Source organism: Pseudomonas sp. MBLB4123, from assembly GCF_051904775.1.
GTDB classification, from domain to species: Bacteria; Pseudomonadota; Gammaproteobacteria; order Pseudomonadales; family Pseudomonadaceae; genus Aquipseudomonas; species Aquipseudomonas benzenivorans_B.
Map to the genome: position 1 here is coordinate 2,881,172 of NZ_CP196711.1, position 18,405 is coordinate 2,899,576.

The 18,405-nt window shown below is 68.1% G+C and carries 13 protein-coding genes; 7 read left to right on the top strand and 6 right to left on the bottom strand.

From position 1 onward, the window contains the following. Positions 1-9 precede the first annotated feature (9 nt). The 4 genes from ACSX1C_RS13285 to selO all read left to right on the top strand — a co-directional run bounded on the left by ACSX1C_RS13285 (position 10) and on the right by selO (position 8,619). Positions 10-1,827 (top strand): acyl-CoA dehydrogenase, encoded by a 1,818-nt coding sequence (locus ACSX1C_RS13285; RefSeq protein ID WP_439886511.1) that lies wholly within the window; start codon positions 10-12, stop codon positions 1,825-1,827. Positions 1,828-1,957: 130 nt separating this feature from the next. Further along, positions 1,958-3,703, top strand: coding sequence for a potassium/proton antiporter (locus ACSX1C_RS13290; protein ID WP_439886512.1), 1,746 nt, complete (start codon positions 1,958-1,960; stop codon positions 3,701-3,703). Between the two features lie 33 nt (positions 3,704-3,736). Beyond that, positions 3,737-7,084, top strand: coding sequence for a mechanosensitive channel MscK (gene mscK, locus ACSX1C_RS13295; RefSeq protein ID WP_439886513.1), 3,348 nt, complete (start codon positions 3,737-3,739; stop codon positions 7,082-7,084). Between the two features lie 74 nt (positions 7,085-7,158). Next, the gene (gene selO / locus ACSX1C_RS13300; RefSeq protein WP_439886514.1) at positions 7,159-8,619 is read left to right on the top strand and encodes a protein adenylyltransferase SelO; all 1,461 of its coding nucleotides are present in this window, start codon (positions 7,159-7,161) and stop codon (positions 8,617-8,619) included. Positions 8,620-8,655: 36 nt separating this feature from the next. Here the strand turns inward: selO and ACSX1C_RS13305 are convergent, their stop codons facing one another. Next, positions 8,656-9,354 carry an aspartate/glutamate racemase family protein gene (locus ACSX1C_RS13305; protein WP_439886515.1) on the bottom strand — a complete coding sequence of 233 codons (699 nt, stop codon included), beginning with the start codon at positions 9,352-9,354 and terminating at the stop codon, positions 8,656-8,658. A 225-nt stretch (positions 9,355-9,579) separates the two neighbouring features. On the opposite strand from ACSX1C_RS13305, the gene ACSX1C_RS13310 reads away from it, so the two are divergent. Continuing rightward, positions 9,580-11,370 carry an SLC13 family permease gene (locus ACSX1C_RS13310; RefSeq protein WP_439886516.1) on the top strand — a complete coding sequence of 597 codons (1,791 nt, stop codon included), beginning with the start codon at positions 9,580-9,582 and terminating at the stop codon, positions 11,368-11,370. Positions 11,371-11,395: 25 nt separating this feature from the next. Here the strand turns inward: ACSX1C_RS13310 and ACSX1C_RS13315 are convergent, their stop codons facing one another. Continuing rightward, entirely contained in the window at positions 11,396-12,268 is an 873-nt protein-coding gene (locus ACSX1C_RS13315) for an alpha/beta hydrolase family protein (RefSeq protein WP_439886517.1), read from the bottom strand. 63 nt (positions 12,269-12,331) lie between these two features. Continuing rightward, positions 12,332-13,228, bottom strand: coding sequence for a LysR family transcriptional regulator (locus ACSX1C_RS13320; RefSeq protein ID WP_439886518.1), 897 nt, complete (start codon positions 13,226-13,228; stop codon positions 12,332-12,334). A 79-nt stretch (positions 13,229-13,307) separates the two neighbouring features. On the opposite strand from ACSX1C_RS13320, the gene trxC reads away from it, so the two are divergent. Together trxC and ACSX1C_RS13330 are read left to right on the top strand one after the other, a co-directional pair. Then, positions 13,308-13,742: a thioredoxin TrxC gene (gene trxC, locus ACSX1C_RS13325; RefSeq protein WP_439886519.1), complete on the top strand. Its 435-nt coding sequence runs from the start codon at positions 13,308-13,310 to the stop codon at positions 13,740-13,742. Between the two features lie 145 nt (positions 13,743-13,887). Next, positions 13,888-14,685 (top strand): universal stress protein, encoded by a 798-nt coding sequence (locus ACSX1C_RS13330; protein ID WP_439886520.1) that lies wholly within the window; start codon positions 13,888-13,890, stop codon positions 14,683-14,685. Between the two features lie 72 nt (positions 14,686-14,757). Here the strand turns inward: ACSX1C_RS13330 and ACSX1C_RS13335 are convergent, their stop codons facing one another. From ACSX1C_RS13335 to ACSX1C_RS13345, 3 genes are all read right to left on the bottom strand, one after another. Beyond that, a complete protein-coding gene (locus tag ACSX1C_RS13335) occupies positions 14,758-15,531 on the bottom strand; it encodes a ParA family protein (protein WP_439886521.1) in 774 nt (257 codons plus the stop codon). Positions 15,532-15,675: 144 nt separating this feature from the next. Beyond that, on the bottom strand, positions 15,676-16,746 hold the full coding sequence (hemE, locus tag ACSX1C_RS13340) for a uroporphyrinogen decarboxylase (protein ID WP_439886522.1): 1,071 nt from the start codon (positions 16,744-16,746) through the stop codon (positions 15,676-15,678). Between the two features lie 214 nt (positions 16,747-16,960). Beyond that, positions 16,961-18,379 (bottom strand): FAD-dependent oxidoreductase, encoded by a 1,419-nt coding sequence (locus ACSX1C_RS13345; protein WP_439886523.1) that lies wholly within the window; start codon positions 18,377-18,379, stop codon positions 16,961-16,963. Between the last annotated feature and the right edge of the window lie 26 nt (positions 18,380-18,405).

The window sequence follows — 18,405 nt, forward strand, 5'->3', positions numbered from 1 at the left end:
AGGCCGCCCATGTCCGAGATACTGCTCAGCTCCCGCAACCTGGCGTTCGAACTCTACGAGGTGCTGGACGCCGAAGCCCTGACCCGCCGCGAGCGCTTCGCCGAGCATAATCGAGAAACTTTCGAGGCAGCGATTGCGACCGCGCGAGGTATCGCCGAGGCGCTGTTCGCCCCGCACAACCGCAAGAACGACGAGCACGAGCCGCAGTACGTCGACGGCGCCGCGCAGCTGATCCCCGAGGTGAAGCCGGCGGTGGACGCCTTCCTCGCGGCCGGCTTCCTCAATGCCACCCGCGACTTCGAGGCCGGCGGCATGCAGCTGCCCAACCTGCTGTCGCAGGCCTGCTTCGCCCACTTCCAGGCGGCCAACGCGGCGACCACCTCCTACCCCTTCCTGACCATGGGCGCGGCCAACCTGATCGAGAGCTTCGGCAGCCCGGAGCAGAAGCGCCGCTTCCTGCAGCCGATGATCGAGGGTCGCTGCTTCGGCACCATGGCCCTGACCGAGCCCCACGCCGGCTCCTCCCTGGCGGACATCCGCACCCGCGCCGAACCGGCCGCCGACGGCAGCTACCGTATCCGTGGCAACAAGATCTTCATCTCCGCCGGCGATCACCCCCTGAGCGAGAACATCGTGCACATGGTGCTGGCCAAGCTGCCGGACGCCCCGCCCGGGGTGAAGGGCATCAGCCTGTTTATCGTGCCGAAATACCATGTGAACGACGACGGCTCGCTGGGCCCGCGCAACGACGTGACCCTGGCCGGGCTGTTCCACAAGATGGGCTGGCGCGGCACCACCTCCACCGCGCTGAACTTCGGCGACAACGGCCAGTGCGTCGGCTACCTGGTGGGGCAGCCGCACCAGGGGCTGGCCTACATGTTCCAGATGATGAACGAGGCGCGCATCGGCGTCGGCATGGGCGCGGTGATGCTCGGCTACGCCGGCTACCTCTACTCGCTGGACTACGCACGCAACCGTCCCCAGGGCCGCCAGCCCGACGGCAAGGACCCGGCCAGCCCCCAGGTGGCGATCATCGAGCACGCCGACGTGCGGCGCATGCTGCTGGCCCAGAAGGCCTACGTCGAGGGCGCCTTCGACCTGGGCCTGTACGCCGCCCGGCTGTTCGACGACACCCAGACCCTGGACACCGAGGAACAACGGGCACAGGCACTGCAGCTGCTCGACCTGCTGACCCCGATCGTCAAGTCCTGGCCCTCGGAGTTCTGCCTCAAGGCCAACGAGCTGGCCATCCAGATCCTCGGCGGCCACGGCTACACCCGCGAGTACCCGGTGGAGCAGTTCTACCGCGACAACCGCCTCAATCCCATCCACGAGGGCACCCACGGCATCCAGTCGCTGGACCTGCTCGGGCGCAAGGTGTCGATGAACGGTGGCGCCGCGCTCAAGCAACTGGTCAAGCTGATCCAGGACTGCTGCCAGCGCGCCGCCGAGTACGACTCCCTGAGTGCCCTGCGCCAGCCCCTGGAGCAGCTGCTGGCGCGGCTGTCGGCGGTGACCCTGGCGCTGCTCGGCGACCTGCTGGCCGGCAAGGTCAACCAGGGCCTGGCCAATTCGGCGCTGTACCTCAAGGTGTTCGGCCACCTGGTGATCGGCTGGCGCTGGCTGGAACAGGCGATTCGCGCCGAGCAGGGCCTGGCACTGCTCCTGCAAGGCGGGGGCAATGGTTCCGACGCCGACTTCTATCGCGGCAAGCTGCGGGCGGCGCGCTACTTCCTGACCTGGGAAGTGCCGGCCTGCCACCACGAGCTGGCCCTGCTCGAGGCCCGCGACGACTGCTGCCTGGGCATGCGCGACACCTGGTTCTGAGCCTCTGCGCTTGCGGCCATGCCCCGCTCGGCGCGGGGCATTTTTTTGCCCGCCGCCCCCGGCCTGCGGTTAGAATCCCTGGCACGCGCCATGCATGAAGGCGCCCTCTCCCCTCGCCCGGAGTACGCCCTTGGACGCCAGCGCCATCAACAACCTGTTCCTGATCGGTGCATTGCTGGTGGCCATGAGCATCCTGGTCAGCGCCTTCGGCTCGCGTTTCGGCATTCCCATCCTGGTGATCTTCCTCGCCGTCGGCATGCTCGCCGGGGTCGACGGGCCCGGTGGCATCAACTTCGCCGACTACTCCCTGGCCTACCTGGTGGGCAACCTGGCGCTGGCGGTGATCCTCCTCGACGGCGGCATGCGCACCCGGGTCAAGAGTTTCCGCGTGGCGCTGTGGCCGTCGCTGTCGCTGGCCACCGCCGGGGTGCTGATCACCGCCGGGCTGACCGGCGTCGCCGCCGCCTGGCTGTTCGGCCTGAGCCCGATGGAGGGCCTGCTGATCGGCGCCATCGTCGGCTCCACCGATGCCGCGGCGGTGTTCGGCCTGCTCGGCGGCCGTGGCCTCAACGAACGGGTCAGCGCTACCCTGGAGATCGAGTCCGGCAGCAACGACCCCATGGCGGTGTTCCTCACCGTCACCCTGATCGCCATGCTGGTGCGCGGCCAGACCGGCTTCGGCTGGGACCTGCCGCTGCAACTGCTGCTGCAGTTCGGCCTCGGCGGCGTGCTGGGCCTGGGCGGTGGCTGGCTGCTGCTCAACCTGGTCAACCGCATGCACCTGGCCAACGGCCTCTACCCCTTGCTGGTGGTCAGCGGCGGGCTGATCATCTTCGCCATCACCAACGCCGTCGGCGGCAGCGGCTTCCTCGCCATCTACCTGTGCGGCCTGCTGCTGGGCAACCGGCCGATCCGCTCGCGCCACGGCATCCTGCACATGCTCGACGGCCTGGCCTGGCTCAGCCAGATCGGCATGTTCCTGGTCCTCGGCCTGCTGGTCACCCCCCGCGAACTGCTGCCCATCGCCCTGCCGGCCCTGGGCCTGGCGCTGTGGATGATCCTCATCGCCCGGCCGCTGTCGATCTACCTGGGCCTGCTGCCGTTCCGCGCCTTCCACGACCGCGAGAAGCTGTTCATCGCCTGGGTCGGCCTGCGCGGCGCGGTGCCGATCATCCTCGCGGTGTTCCCGCTGATGGCCGGCCTGGAGAATGCCCAGCTGTTCTTCAACCTGGCCTTCTTCATCGTCCTGGTCTCCCTGCTGCTGCAGGGCACCAGCCTGCCCTGGGTGGCCAAGTGGTTGCGCGTCACCGTGCCGCCGGAACCGGCGCCGGTGTCCCGCGCCGGCCTGGAGGTGCACCCGACCAGCCAGTGGGAGCTGTTCATCTACCGCCTCGGCGCCGAGAAGTGGTGCATCGGCGCCGCCCTGCGCGAACTGAAGATGCCCGACGGCACGCGGATCGCCGCACTGTTCCGCGGCCACGAGCTGCTCCACCCCTCCGGCAGCACCACCCTGGAGGCCGGCGACCTGCTCTGTGTGATCGGCCACGAGCACGACCTGCCGGCCCTCGGCAAGCTGTTCAGCCAGGCGCCGCAACGGGGCCAGGACCTGCGCTTCTTCGGCGACTTCGTGCTGGAAGGCGACGCCGAGCTGAGCGCGGTGGCCGCACTCTACGGCCTCAAGCTGGACGGCCTCGACGGGCGCCAGCCCCTGGGCCGCTTCATCGCCCACGAGATCGGCGGTGAACCGGTGATCGGCGACCAGGTCGAATGGCAGGGCCTGACCTGGACGGTGGCGGCGATGGAGGGGAACAAGATCCGCAAGGTCGGCGTCAAATTCCCCGAAGGTGTTCGCCCAGGGCCGGGCCTGTTCCTCTAAACTCACTGCCTTTCGAGCCGCACGATCGCGACCATGCCCTCTTTCCGTTTCCTATTCGCCGCCGCCCTGCTCGGCCTCTGCCTGGGCGCTCCCGTGCTGCAGGCGGCCGACTCGCCGAAGATCGCCGAAGTCAAACGCAGCCTGGAGAACCTGTCCGAGCGCAAGCTGCCGGAGGCCGAACTGCTGGCGCTCAAGCAGACCCTGGAGAAGACCCTCGGCCTGCTGACCCAACGCGTCGAGAGCGAGCAACGCCTGGCCGAGCTCAAGCAGCAGCTCGAGCAGGCGCCGCGGCTGATCGGCGAGGCCCAGCGTGAGCTGGCCCGGCTCAAGGCCAGCGAGGCGACGAGCACCGCCCGACGCCACGCCAGCACCCCGGTGCCGCAGCTGGAGCAGCTGCTCGGCGAACGCAGCACCCAGCTCAGCGAATGGCAGAAGCAGCTCGGCGATGCCAACAGCCTGATCATCACCGCCCAGACCCGCCCCGAGCGCGCCCAGGCCGAGATCAGCAGCAACCAGACCCGCACCCAGGACATCAACAACGCCCTGAAGACCGGCAAGGAGTCGGGCAAGCCGCTGACCACCGAGCTGCGCGAGCAACTCGGCGCCGAACTGGCCCTGCTCGATGCCAAGACCCAGTTGCGGCGCCAGGAGCTGGCCGGCAACAGCCTGCTGCAGGACCTCGGTCACGCCCAGCGCGACCTGCTCGAGGAGCGCATGAAGCGCCTGGAACAGGAGCTGCTGGAGCTGCAGACGCTGATCAACGAGAAACGCCGCGCGCAATCGGAGGAGACCGTCGCCGAGCAGTCCCGCGAGGCGGAGAAGGCCGGCTCGGACAAGCTGCTGGCCAGCCAGAGCGCCCTCAATCTCAAGCTCTCCGACTACCTGCTCAGCGCCACCGACCGGCTCAACCAGCTGACCCAGCAGAACCTGCAGGTCAAGCAGAAGCTCGACAGCCTCAGCCAGACCGACCAGGCCCTGGACGAGCAGATCAACGTGCTGCAGGGCAGCCTGCTGCTGTCCCGGATCCTCTACCAGCAGAAGCAGGCGCTGCCCGCCCTGGAGCTGGACAACAACCTGGCCAACGAGATCGCCGACCTGCGCCTGTACCAGTTCGAGCTGAACCAGCAACGCGAACGCATCGGCAACCCCGGCGCCTATGTCGACAAGCTGCTGGCCAAGCAGCCGGCCGAGGACGTCACCGCGGAGCTGCGCAACACCCTGCTCGAGCTGATCGGCACCCGCCGCGAACTGCTCGACCGCCTCAACCGCGAACTCAATGCGCTGCTCAACGAGTCCATCACCCTGCAGCTCAACCAGAAGCAACTGCAGAGCACCGCCGGCACCCTGCGCGCCACCCTGGACGAGCAGATGTTCTGGATCCCCAGCAACAAGCCGCTGAACCTGGACTGGTTCGCCAGCGCCCCGGGGCTGCTCAAGCGGCAGATCGCCGACCTGCCCTGGGGCGACAACCTGCGCGCCCTGGGCGCCGGCCTGATCGAGCGACCGGTGCTGTTCCTGCCCCTGCTGCTGCTGCTCGGCCTGCTGCTGTGGAAGCGCGGCTTCCTCTATCGCAAGCTGGCCGAGCTGCACCAGGACATCGGCCACTTCAAGCGCGACAGCCAGCTGCACACGCCCATGGCGATCCTGCTCAACGTGCTGCTGGCCCTGCCCGGCACGCTGTTCTTCGCCCTCTGCGGCCTGGCCCTGCAGCTCGACGCCCGCGGGCAGAACATCAACCTGGGCTCGGCGCTGTTCGACATGGCCCTGGCCTGGCTGGTGTTCTACACCGTCTACCGCATCCTCACCCCCGGCGGCGTGGCCGAGCTGCACTTCCACTGGGCCCGCCCCCATGTGCGGTTCCTGCACCGGCAGATCCGCTACCTGGGCCTGGTGGTGCTGGCGCTGGTGGCCGTGGTCGCGGTGGCCGAACACCAGCCCGCCAACCTGGCCGAGGACGTCATCGGCATCGCCGTGGTGCTGACCTGCTACGGCCTGATGGCCTGGCTGCTCAACACCCTGCTGCTCAGCGGCCGGGCCCGCGAGCACGCCTCGACCTTCCGCATGCTCGTCGGCCTGCTGTTCAGCCTGCTGCCGCTGGCGCTGATCGTCGCGGTCGGCTTCGGCTACTACTACACCGCGCTGAAGCTCAGCGACCGCCTGATCACCACCCTCTACCTGCTGATGATCTGGATGATCGTCGAGGCCGCCTTTGTCCGCGGCCTGGCCGTCGCGGCGCGGCGTCTGGCCTACCAGCGCGCCACCAGCAAGCGCCTGGCGCAGAGCAAGGAAGGCGGCGAAGGCGGCGAGGCATCGGTGGAGGAGCCGACCCTGGATATCGAGCAGATCAACCAGCAGTCGCTGCGCCTGATCCGCCTCACCCTGCTCGGCGTGTTCACCGCCGGCCTGTACTGGGTCTGGGCCGACCTGATCTCGGTGTTCGCCTACCTGGACAACGTCACCCTCTACGAATACAGCAGCGGCAGCGGCGAGAGCGCCAGCCTGGTGCCGATCAGCCTCAGCGACCTGCTCGGCGCCCTGATCATAGTGGCCATCACCGTGGCCCTGGCGCGCAACCTGCCGGGCCTGCTCGAGGTGCTGGTGCTGTCGCGCATGCGCCTGGCCCAGGGCAGCGCCTACGCCACCACCACCCTGCTGTCCTACGTGATAGTCGGAGTCGGCTTCGTGGTCACCCTGTCGACCCTGGGGGTCAGCTGGGACAAGCTGCAGTGGCTGGTGGCGGCGCTCTCGGTGGGCCTGGGCTTCGGCCTGCAGGAGATCTTCGCCAACTTCATCTCCGGCCTGATCATCCTGTTCGAGCGCCCGGTGCGCATCGGCGACGTGGTGACCATCGGCAACCTGTCCGGCACGGTCAGCCGCATCCGCATCCGCGCCACCACCATCACCGATTTCGACCGCAAAGAAATCATCGTGCCGAACAAGACCTTCGTCACCGACCAGCTGATCAACTGGTCGCTCAACGACACCGTGACCCGGGTGATCATCAAGATCGGCGTGGCCTACGAGACCGACCTGCCGCTGGCCCGCGAGCTGATGATGCAGGCCGTGCTGGAGAATCCGCGGGTGCTGCGCGACCCCGAGCCGCAGCTGTTCTTCCTGACCATCAGCGCCAGCACCTTCGACTACGAACTGCGCTTCCACGTGCGCGAGCTGGGCGACCGCAACGCCTCCACCGACGAGATCCTCACGCGCATCGCCCTGAGCTTCCGCGAGAACAAAGTGGAGATGGCCTTCAACCAGGTCGAGGTGACGCTGAAGAACCAGTACGGCCAGGAGCTCGACCTCGGCAGCGGCCAGGCCAGCATCGGTCAGCAGCCGCAGCTGCACCCGCAGCCGGCGGCGCCGGCGGTCGACCCCAACTGAGCGGCGGGTTATGGTCGGGGGTATAGACCCCCCGGCCACCCGCTCCGCCGCCCCTGCCCTGCTGGAGAGTTACCTTGAAGTCGCTCACCGACCTGACCTTCGATAACCGCTTCGCCCGCCTGGGCGATGCCTTCTCCACCGAGGTGCTGCCCGAGCCGATCGCCGAGCCGCGCCTGGTGGTGGCCAGCCCGGCGGCCATGGCCCTGCTCGACCTCGATCCGGCAGAGGCCGAGTGCGAGGAATTTGCCCAGCTGTTCGCCGGGCACAAGCTGTGGCACGAAGCCGAACCCCGGGCGATGGTCTATTCCGGGCACCAGTTCGGCGTGTACAACCCGCGCCTGGGCGACGGCCGCGGCCTGCTGCTGGGCGAGGTGGTCAACGCCGCCGGCGAACACTGGGACCTGCACCTGAAAGGCGCCGGCCAGACCCCCTACTCGCGCATGGGCGACGGCCGCGCGGTGCTGCGCAGCTCGATCCGCGAGTTCCTCGCCAGCGAGCACCTGCATGCCCTCGGCATCCCCACCTCGCGGGCGCTGTGCGTCACCGCCTCGAACACACCGGTGTGGCGCGAGAAGAAGGAAAGCGCCGCCATGCTGCTGCGCCTGGCCCGCAGCCACGTGCGCTTCGGCCATTTCGAATACTTCTACTACACCCGCCAGCCGGAACAGCTCAAGCAGCTCGGCGAGCATGTGCTGCACTGCCATTTCCCCGACTGCCTGGAGCAGGAGCAACCCTACCTGGCGCTGTTCCGCGAGGTGGTCGAGCGCAACGCCGCGCTGATCGCCCACTGGCAGGCCTATGGTTTCTGCCACGGGGTGATGAACAGCGACAACATGTCGATCCTCGGCATCACCTTCGACTACGGCCCCTACGCCTTCCTCGACGACTTCGACGCCAACCACATCTGCAACCACTCCGACGACAGCGGCCGCTACAGTTTCAGCAACCAGGTGCCGATCGCCCAGTGGAACCTCGCGGCCCTGGGCCAGGCCCTGACCGCCTTCGTCGAAATCGAGGCGCTGCGCGAGGCCCTCGGCCTGTTCCTGCCGCTGTACCAGGCCCACTACCTGGACCTGATGCGCCGACGCCTGGGCCTGACCGATGCCGCCGAGGGCGACGAGGCGCTGATCCAGCGCCTGCTGCAATTGATGCAGGGCGGCGCGGTGGACTATACGAACTTCTTCCGCGCCCTGGGCGACAGTGCGCCCGAACAGGCGCTGGCGCGGCTGCGCGAGGACTTCGTCGACCTGGCCGGCTTCGACGCCTGGGCCGCCGACTACCAAGCCCGCTGCGCAGCGGACGACGGCGGCCAGAAGGCACGCCGCGCGCGCATGCGCGGGGTCAACCCCAAGTACATCCTGCGCAACTACCTGGCCCAGCAGGTCATAGAAGCCGCCGAGCAGGGCGACTATGGGCCGGTGCGGGAACTGCACGCGGTGCTCAGCCGCCCCTTCGACGAGCAGCCGGGCATGGAGCGCTACGCCGAACGCCCGCCGGAATGGGGCAAGCACCTGGCGATCAGCTGCTCGTCCTAGACCGGGTCGAGCGTGGCGATGCCCCGGCCGCGAATCTCAAGCCTCGGCCAGCAGCCACTCCAGGCCCATGGCCACATGCACCTCGCTGCTGTCGAGCAGCGGCAAGGGCGAGCGGGCCCCTTCCAGCAGCAGGCCGATCTCGGTACAGCCGAGGATCGCCGCCTCGGCGCCGTCGTCCCGCAGCCGCTCGAGGCACTCCAGATAGAAGGCCCGCGACGGTGCCGTGAACTCGCCGCGGCACAGCTCGGCGAAGATCACCCGGTCGATCTCGTCCATGGCCGCGGCCTCCGGCAGCAGCACCTCGATGGCGAAGTGCTCGACCAGGCGCTGGCGGTAGAAGGCTTCCTGCATGGTGAAGCGCGTGCCGAGCAGCCCCGCCCGCTGCACGCCTTGGCGCCGCAGCGCCTGGCCGACGGCATCGCCGATATGCAGCAAGGGAATGTCCACCGCCGCCTCGATGGCCGGCGCCACCTTGTGCATGGTGTTGGTGGCCAGCAGCAACGCGCCGGCGCCGGCCGCCGCCAGCCCCCGGGCGGCGACCGCCAGTTGTCGACCGGCTTCGTCCCAGTCGCCGCGCTGCTGCAGCGCGGCGATCGCTGCGAAGTCCACCGAATGCAGCAACAGGGACGCCGAATGCAGGCCGCCCAGACGCTCACGCACGCCCTGGTTGAGCAAACGGTAGTAGCTGGCCGTGGACTCCCAGCTCATGCCACCGAGAATACCTAGCTGGCCCATGAATCGCCCTCCGTTGGAAAACCCCGAGCCTAGCCCTGCGGGGCTTCCAGGCACAGGCACAGTGCGCCGCGCAGGTGCCGGTACAGCCCCCGGTCAACAAGCAAAAAGGGCATATAAACCTTCTCAAACATTCTTAGACTATCTAAGCAAAGGCCTCTATCTTGGCGACCTTGCGGGCCGCCTTCGGCCCCGTCCCCCTCGAGACTCGCACGCTAAGGACGCCTCATGTTCTGGGACTCTCTGCCACTGCTCTTCGTCGGCGCGCTGCTGATCTGGCTGCTGGTGGCCTTCGTCCGCGAGAAGTGGAGCCCGGACGTGGTCGCGGCCATCGCCGTGGCCGCCCTGCTGGTGACCCAGCTGCTGGAACCCAAGGAGGTGCTCAGCGTACTGAGCAACTCGGCGCCGGTGACCATCGCCTGCATGTTCGTGCTGTCCGCCGCCCTGGAACGTACCGGCTGCATCGACGCCCTGGGCAACTGGCTGGGCAACCTGGTCGGCACCAGCCCGATCCGCGTACTCACCGGCCTGACCCTGACCGCCCTGGCGATCTCCGCCTGCCTGAACAACACCCCGGTGGTGGCCATCCTCACCCCGGTGGCCATCTCCCTGGCCCGGCGCGCCGGCACCCAGCCGTCCAAGCTGCTGATCCCGCTGTCCTACGCCACCATCCTCGGCGGCACCCTGACCCTGATCGGCACCTCGACCAACATCCTGGTCGACGGCGTGGCGCGCAAGGCCGGCCTGGCGCCCTTCGGCATCTTCGAGATCACCGGCGCCGGGCTGATCCTCGCCACCGTCGGTATGCTCTACCTGCTGACCATCGGCCGCCACCTGCTGCCCGAGCGCGAGACCCTGTCCCGGCAACTGCGCCCCGACCTGGACCGCACCTTCATGACCGAGCTGCTGGTGCCCCAGGATTCGCCGGTGATCGGCAAGACCCTGGCCGAGGCCAACCTCAACGGCGGCAGCGGCCTGCAGGTGCTCAAGCTGTTCCGCGAGGAGCAGGAGCTCACCACCCCCGGCCATGACACCCTGCTGGCCAGCGGCGACCGCCTGGTGCTGCACGGCCAGGTGAAGAACGTGGTGGAACTGCGCGAGAGCGGCCACCTGTCGTTCAACCGCGGCGACGCCTTCGAGACCATCAGCAGCCACGACGTGATCCTCGCCGAGGCCATAGTCGGGCGCAACTCGCGCTACAGCCACCGCCCCATGCGCGACCTGGACCTCACCGCGCGCTACGGCATCGCCGTGCTCGCCGTGCACCGCCAGGACGAGAACATCCAGGGCAACCTCGACGACTTCGAGCTGCAGTTCGGCGACGTGATGCTGGTCGAGGGCACCCCGGCGCAGATCAAGCGCTTCGCCGACAACGGCGAACTGATCAGCCTCAACGCCGTGCAGGAGCGCGCCTTCCGCCGCGACAAGGCGCCGATCGCCATCATCGCCACCCTGGCCGTGATGCTGCTGGCCGCCCTCGGCGTGATGCCGATCGAAGGCCTGGCGATCATCGGCGCGGTCACCGTGCTGGCGACCCGCTGCCTGGACGTGGAGGACGCCTACAAGGCGGTCGACTGGAAGATCCTCAGCCTGATCTTCGGCATGCTGGCGATCAGCATCGCCATGGACAAGGTCGGCCTGGTCAGGCTGCTGGTGGAGAACGTCATGGGCCTGCTGCCCTGGGCCGGTCCGCTGCTGATGCTGTCGTTCATCTACCTGTTCACCTCGATCCTCACCGAGATGCTGTCGAACAACGCCGTGGCCGTGCTGGTCACCCCCATCGCCATCGGCCTGGCCCAGCACCTGGGCGTCGACCCGCGGGCCTTCGTGGTGGCGGTGATGTTCGCCGCCAGCGCCAGCTTCGCCACGCCGATCGGCTACCAGACCAACACCTTCGTCTACAACGCCGGCGGCTACCGCTTCACCGACTTCATGAGGATCGGCGGCCCGCTCAACCTGATCCTCTGGCTCGCCGCGACCCTGGTGATCCCGCTGTTCTGGCCGCTGACCCCGGTCTGAGCCCAGCCGGCCTGCCCGCCGCGGCTCAGGCCGGCGCGCGGGCCGGCCTCAGCCCCAGGGTCCGCTCCAGCCAGGCCAGTTGCTCGTTCCAGAGCTCGCGCGGCGCTTCACGCCGGAAGAAGCCGAAGTGTCCGAGGCTGCGCAGTCCCCAGTCCGCGGGCGCGACGATCTGCTGCTCGCGGCGCGCCGCCGTGTAGAAGCCGGCCAGCTCCTCCACCGCCTTGCGTGGGGCGAAGGCCAGGTCATCGGCGATCACCAGAAAGCGCGCCGGGGCCTGCAGCTCGGCGAAGTGCGGGCGCCAGGGGCGGCCGTCCGGCGTGGCGATGAAGGCCGGCGTGCGGCACCAGCGCGCCCACTCCAGCGCCACCTCCCGCGGCAGCGCCTCACCGCCCATGACCCAGCCCGGCAGCCGCCCGCAGAGGCGGGTGAGCAGCGGCACCAGCGCGTACCAGTTGAGCGCCAGTCGCCACTGCCGGTTGGCCGGCCACAGCCGCCAGTAACCCGACTGCGCGGCCACGCCGAGCAGCGCCTGGATGCGCCCGGCGTTGTCGGCCAGGCCCGGCAGCTGCCCGCCCACCGAGTGCCCGAGCACCGCCACCGGCAGGTCGGCCGGCAGATGGTCGAGCAGGCTCGCCTGATCGATGCGGCCCCAGTCGGCCATACTCGGCGCCCGCCCCTGCCAGGCCGCCGCGCGGCTGGCACCTATGCCGCGGTAGTCGTAGCAGAACACCCAGGCGCCACGACTGGCCGCATGCTCGGCAAAGCTGCGGTAAAAGCGCTGGGCGACCCCGGTGGCGCCGTTCAGCAGCAGCCCATAGCGCGGCCGCATCGGGCGGTAGGAGCTGACGGCGAGCGGGTAGCCGTCGCGGGCGGAGAATTCATAGGTATCGAAACGCATGGCGGCTTCCTCGTGCAGATACCGCCACTCTTGCCGGCCGCCGCCGCGCGGAAAAGCGAGATTTCAGCCCTCGAGAGCTGAGAAGAACTCATCGCTGCGCGCCTCCATCCCGTCCAGGCGCTGCGCCAGCCAGTCGACCACCCGCAGCAGCCCCGGGCTCTCCGCCGCGGCCGGCCAGACCGCCCACAACGCCCCGCCACTGGCCCGCCGCCGCGGCCACAGCGGCCGCAGCCTGCCCGCCTGCAGCGCGTCGATGCACAGCGGCAGGAAGCCGATGGCCACCCCCAGGCCCTGCTCGGTGGCGCTCAACACCGCGGCATAACTGTCCAGCACCAGGCCATCGGCCGCCGGTTGCCAGCCATGCACCGCGGCCCACTGCCGCCAACCGTGCTGCTCCTGGCTCAGGCGAATCGGCAGCAGATCGGCAGGCGGCGGCCAGGGCACCCGGGGAAAGTCCGCCGCCACCAGCGGCGCCAGCTGAAAACCGCTCAGGCGCCGCGCCCGCAGCTCGCCCCAGTCCGCCGGGTCGACGGCGAAGCGCAGGCCGAGGTCGATGCCGTGGCCCTCGAGGTCGAGGATCTCGCGACGGGTGTCGAGGCTCAGCAGACGCTCGCCGAGCAACGCCTGCAGCTCGCCCAGCAGCGGCAGCACCACGGACTGAGCGAGGAAGGGAAAGCTGGACACGCGAAACGGCCGCCGTACCTGGCGCGCCCGGACGGCACTCTCCAGCTGGCGCATCGCCGGAGCCACCTCGCGCCAGAACGAGCGCCCGGCGTCGGTCAGCTCCAGACCGCGCGGCAGGCGCTGGAACAGCTTGCAGTCCAGGGCCGCCTCCAGCTCGCGCAGCTGATGGCTGACCGCAGTCGGCGTGACATGCAGGCGCTCGGCGGCGCGCTTGACGTTGAGGGTATCGCCGAGCACGGCGAAGCTGCGCAACAGATTCAACGAGGGTAATGCCATGGGACCTCCGGTGCCGCTCACTCTACCCTTGTTTTAACGCCGTGCCGCCACCACCTTATAGGCAGTCTAGGAGTACGCTATGTCTCAACCCCTGCTGATCCCCTGCCCCGCCTGCGACGGCCTCAACCGCATCCCCGCTCAGCGCCTGGGCGACAACCCCGTCTGCGGCCGGTGCAAGAGCGCGCTGTTGCCCACCGCCCCCATCGAGCTGAGCCAGGCTAACTTCGCCGGCCAGCTGAAAGGCGACCTGCCGCTGCTGGTCGATGTCTGGGCCGACTGGTGCGGCCCCTGCAAGGCCTTCGCACCGACCTTCGCCCAGGCCGCCGAACGACTTCAGGGCAAGGTGCGCCTGGGCAAGCTGGACAGCGAGGCCAACCGGCAGCTGGCCGGACAGCTGGGCATCCGCTCGATTCCCAGCCTGATCCTGTTCAAGCGGGGTCGCGAGGTCGCCCGGCAGAGCGGCGCCCTGCCTCTGCCGCAGCTGCTCGCCTGGCTCGCCGAACAGGGCCTCTGAAGGCCGGCGGCGACGGCACCCGGAAGTGCCGTCTCGCCCGACGCAAGAGCGCGCCCTGACGCCTGACCTTGCGGTAGGTCAATACAGCGGCTAAGCCTGAGGGGATAATACATTTACGAGCCCAGCGGCTGGAGCGCCCTCGCCCATGTTCAGCCATATCCTCATCGCCCACGACCTGCGCGACACCGCCGACCTGGCCCTGTGCCGGGCCGCCCAGCTGGCCCGGCAGCACAATGCCCGGCTGACCCTCCTGCACGTCCTCGACCCCGGCCTCAGTGGCCCGCAACAGGACCAGGCCCAGCAGAGCCTGGACAGCAGCCTGACCCGCTACGCCCCGCCCGGCAGCGAGCTGCGCCTGTGCAGCGGCAAGCCGTCGGAGGCGGTGCTGCAGCAACTGCAGGCGCTCGAGTGCGACCTGCTGGTACTCGGCGCCCATCATCAGCGCCACGACTTCTTCTCCGGCACCAGCCTCGACCGCATCGCCCGCCAGTGCCCGGTGCCGCTGCTGCTGGTCGCGCGCAACGACTTCCAGCCCTACCAGCGCGCCCTGGCCGCCATCGACTTCTCCCTGTGCGCCTGCAGCGCCCTGGGCCAGGCCTACCGCCTGCTGCCGAGCAGCGCCGGGCTGCACGCCCTGCATGTATTCGAGGCGGATAAGGGCACGCCGCAGCAGGTCGAAGCCCAGCTGCAGATCCAGCAGGCGCTGATCGACCAATTGCTCGAAGACGAGAGCCACAGCCTGCCCGCCGAGGGCCCGACCCTGACACATGAAGTCCTCCAGGGCGGCATCCTGCGCTGCCTGCAGGAGCAGCTGAAGGCCCGCCGCAGCGAGTTGCTGGTGCTCGGCAGCCACGGCCGCAGCGCCCTGTCCCAGGCGCTACTCGGCAGCCTGGCCCAGCACTTCCTGCACCGCGCGCCCTGCGACATCTTCGTGGTCCGCTAGACGCGGCCACTCCGCATACAACCGCAAACACACGAGGCGCCCCAGGGCGCCTCGTGTGTTTGGCGGGCCAATCTAGACGCCGGCTTCGAGCAGGTCGTGCAGTTCGACGAACTGCCGGGTCAGCTTGTGCCGCGCATCGAAATGGATCAGCGGCGTGCAGGCCTGGTGCGACTCGCGCATCTTCACCGAGCTCATCAGGTTCACCGGCAGCACCGGCAGCCCCTCGCCGAGCAGTTCGTCGAGCAGCAGTTGCGGCAGGGAAGCACGCGGCTGGAACTGGTTGACCACTATGCCCTCCACCTCCAGGGCCTCGTTATGGTCCTCGCGCAGCTCTTCGATCTCCTGCAGCAGGCCATAGAGGGCATTGCGCGAGAAGCTGTCGCAGTCGAAGGGAATCAGACAGCGGTCGGCCGCGATCAGCGCGGAAACCGTGTAGAAATTCAGGGCCGGCGGCGTATCCAGATAGATTCGCTCGTAATCCTCGCCCAGCTCGTCCAGCAGTTTGCGCAGCTTGTTGATCTTGTGCTTGGCCTCGAGCTTGGGTTGCAGGTCCGCCAGTTCCGCGGTGGCGGTGACCACATGCAGGTTGGCGAACGGCGTCTCGTAGATATCGACCCGCCCCTTCTTGGCGAAGGGCCCGCTGGACAGGGTCTGCTTGAAGAAATCGGCGATCCCGGTGGGTATCTCGGCGCCGGTCAGGCCGGTCAGGTAATGGGTGGAGTTGGCCTGGGCGTCCAGGTCGACCAACAGGGTACGATAGCCCTGCGCCGCACTCACCGCCGCCAGGTTGCAGGCGATACTGGACTTGCCCACGCCGCCCTTCTGATTGAACACCACACGCCGCATTCCACACCTCCCTCGTCCTAGATGCCCTGGATTCTATGCAAAGCCCATGACAAGCGCGAGAAACCTGGTCATCTAATGACTAGCTCAAGGGCAAGAAGGTCGCGGCGCCGATAACAACAGGGCCGCAAATGCGGCCCTGTTCGTTCACTCGATGTGATACTGCGCCGATAGCTCGTGCACCGCTTCGAGGAAAGCCCCGGCGTGGGCCGGGTCGACCTCCGGGGTGATGCCGTGGCCGAGGTTGAACACGTGGCCCGAGCCCTGGCCGTAGCTGGCGAGGATGCGCGCCACCTCGGCGCGGATCGCTGCCGGCTTGGCGTAGAGCACCGTGGGGTCCATGTTGCCCTGCAGGGCCACCTGGTTACCGACCCGGCGGCGCGCCTCACCGATATCGCAGCTCCAGTCCAGGCCCAGCGCGTCGGCGCCGGTGGCGGCCAAGGACTCCAGCCACAGGCCGCCGTTCTTGGTGAAGAGGATCACCGGCACCTTGCGCCCGTCGTGTTCGCGGATCAGCCCCGTGACGATCTTCTGCATATAGGCCAGGGAGAACTCCTGGTAGGCCGCCGCCGACAGGTTGCCGCCCCAGGTGTCGAAGATCTGCACCGCCTGGGCGCCGGCCTGGATCTGCCCGTTGAGGTAGCTGGTGACCGACTGCGCCAGCTTGTCGAGCAGGGCGTGCATGGCCTGCGGGTTGTCGTAGAGCATGGCCTTGGACTTGCGGAAGTCCTTGCTCGAACCGCCCTCGACCATGTAGGTGGCCAGGGTCCAGGGGCTGCCGGAGAAGCCGATCAGCGGCACCCGGCCGTTCAGTTCGCGGCGGATGGTGCGCACCGCATCCATCACGTAGCCCAGGTCCTGTTGCGGGTCGGGAATCGGCAGGGCCTCGATGTCGGCGGCGCTGGCGATGACCTTCTTGAAGCGCGGCCCCTCGCCGGTCTCGAAGTACAGGCCCTGCCCCATGGCATGGGGGATGGTCAGGATGTCGGAGAAGAGGATCGCCGCGTCCAGCTGCGGATAGCGGTCCAGCGGCTGCAGGGTGACTTCGCAGGCGAACTCGGGGTTCATCATCAGGCTCATGAAGTCCCCGGCCTTGGCCCGGCTGGCGCGGTACTCGGGCAGGTAGCGACCGGCCTGGCGCATCATCCACACCGGGGTGACGTCGACGGGTTGCTTGAGCAGGGCGCGGAGGAAGCGGTCGTTCTTCAGGGCAGTCATGGCAGTTCCTGAGACAAAGTAGGCGGCAAAAAAGTGCGGGCATTTTCGCAGACCGCAAAACAAAAGGCACGGCGAGCGCCGTGCCTTTTGTTCATTGCGACGATTTGCCTCGCCCGCAGGATGGAGCGGACCGCGTAGGTTAGCCGAAGGCGTAACCCATAGGTGATCGACGGGTATCGCTGCGCTCAACCCATCCTACGCCAGCCGCAACAGATCAGACACCCAGGTAATCGAGGATGCCTTCGGCGGCGTTGCGCCCCTCGAAGATCGCCGTCACCACCAGGTCGGAACCCCGCACCATGTCGCCACCGGCGAAGATCTTCGGGTTGCTGGTCTGGTGCTTGAACTGGCTCTTCTCCGGCGCCACCACGCGGCCCTGGCTGTCGGTCTGGATCTCGAACTGCTCGAACCAGGGCGCCGGGCTGGGGCGGAAGCCGAAGGCGATCAGCACGGCTTCGGCCGGGATGACTTCTTCGGAGCCGGGGATCGGCTCGGGGCTGCGACGGCCTCGGGCATCCGGCTCGCCGAGACGGGTCTCGACCACCTTGACGCCCTCCACCTTGTCCTCCCCGACGATGGCGATGGGCTGGCGGTTGAACAGGAACTTCACCCCCTCTTCCTTGGCGTTCTTCACTTCCTTGCGCGAGCCCGGCATGTTGTCTTCGTCGCGGCGGTAGGCGCAGGTCACGCTCTTGGCGCCCTGGCGGATCGAGGTACGGTTGCAGTCCATGGCGGTGTCGCCGCCCCCGAGCACGACGATGCGCTTGCCCTTCATGTCGATGAAGTCTTCCGGCGCATTCTCGAAACCGAGGTTGCGGTTGACGTTGGCGATCAGGAAGTCCAGCGCGTCGTAGACGCCGGGCAGGTCCTCGCCGGGGAAGCCGCCCTTCATGTAGGTGTAGGTACCCATGCCCATGAACACGGCGTCGTACTCGGCGAGCAGCTGCTCCATGGTCACGTCGGTGCCCACCTCGGTGTTGAGGCGGAACTCGATGCCCATGCCGCTGAAGACCTCGCGGCGATTGCTCATCACGGTCTTTTCCAGCTTGAACTCGGGGATGCCGAAGGTCAGCAGGCCGCCGATTTCCGGGTTCTTGTCGAACACCACCGGGGTCACGCCGTTGCGCACCAGCACGTCGGCACAGCCGAGGCCCGCGGGGCCGGCGCCGATCACCGCGACGCGCTTGCCGGTCGGCTTGACCTTGGACATGTCCGGGCGCCAGCCCATGGCGAAGGCGGTGTCGGTGATGTACTTCTCCACCGAGCCGATGGTCACCGCGCCGAAGCCGTCGTTGAGGGTGCAGGCGCCCTCGCACAGGCGGTCCTGCGGACAGACCCGGCCGCAGACCTCCGGCAATGTGTTGGTCTGGTGGGACAGCTCGGCGGCGGCGAGGATGTTGCCCTCCGAGACCAGCTTCAGCCAGTTGGGAATGAAGTTGTGTACCGGGCACTTCCATTCGCAATAGGGGTTGCCGCAACCCAGGCAACGGTGCGCCTGTTCGGAGGCCTGGGCCGGCTTGAAGTTGTCGTAGATCTCGACGAACTCCTTCTTGCGCTGACGCAACAGCTTCTTCTTCGGGTCTTTGCGCCCGACTTCGATGAACTGGAAGTCGTTATTCAGACGTTCAGTCATTTCAAAACCTCATCAAACTACTGCAG

Coding starts and splice junctions, on each gene's coding strand:
- ACSX1C_RS13310 (WP_439886516.1), top strand. CDS start 9,580: ATGTTCTGGGACTCTCTGCCACTGCTCTTCGTCGGCGCGCTGCTGATC.
- ACSX1C_RS13305 (WP_439886515.1), bottom strand. CDS start 9,354: ATGGGCCAGCTAGGTATTCTCGGTGGCATGAGCTGGGAGTCCACGGCC.
- ACSX1C_RS13315 (WP_439886517.1), bottom strand. CDS start 12,268: ATGCGTTTCGATACCTATGAATTCTCCGCCCGCGACGGCTACCCGCTC.
- ACSX1C_RS13345 (WP_439886523.1), bottom strand. CDS start 18,379: ATGACTGAACGTCTGAATAACGACTTCCAGTTCATCGAAGTCGGGCGC.
- hemE (WP_439886522.1), bottom strand. CDS start 16,746: ATGACTGCCCTGAAGAACGACCGCTTCCTCCGCGCCCTGCTCAAGCAA.
- ACSX1C_RS13335 (WP_439886521.1), bottom strand. CDS start 15,531: ATGCGGCGTGTGGTGTTCAATCAGAAGGGCGGCGTGGGCAAGTCCAGT.
- mscK (WP_439886513.1), top strand. CDS start 3,737: ATGCCCTCTTTCCGTTTCCTATTCGCCGCCGCCCTGCTCGGCCTCTGC.
- ACSX1C_RS13320 (WP_439886518.1), bottom strand. CDS start 13,228: ATGGCATTACCCTCGTTGAATCTGTTGCGCAGCTTCGCCGTGCTCGGC.
- ACSX1C_RS13330 (WP_439886520.1), top strand. CDS start 13,888: ATGTTCAGCCATATCCTCATCGCCCACGACCTGCGCGACACCGCCGAC.
- ACSX1C_RS13285 (WP_439886511.1), top strand. CDS start 10: ATGTCCGAGATACTGCTCAGCTCCCGCAACCTGGCGTTCGAACTCTAC.
- trxC (WP_439886519.1), top strand. CDS start 13,308: ATGTCTCAACCCCTGCTGATCCCCTGCCCCGCCTGCGACGGCCTCAAC.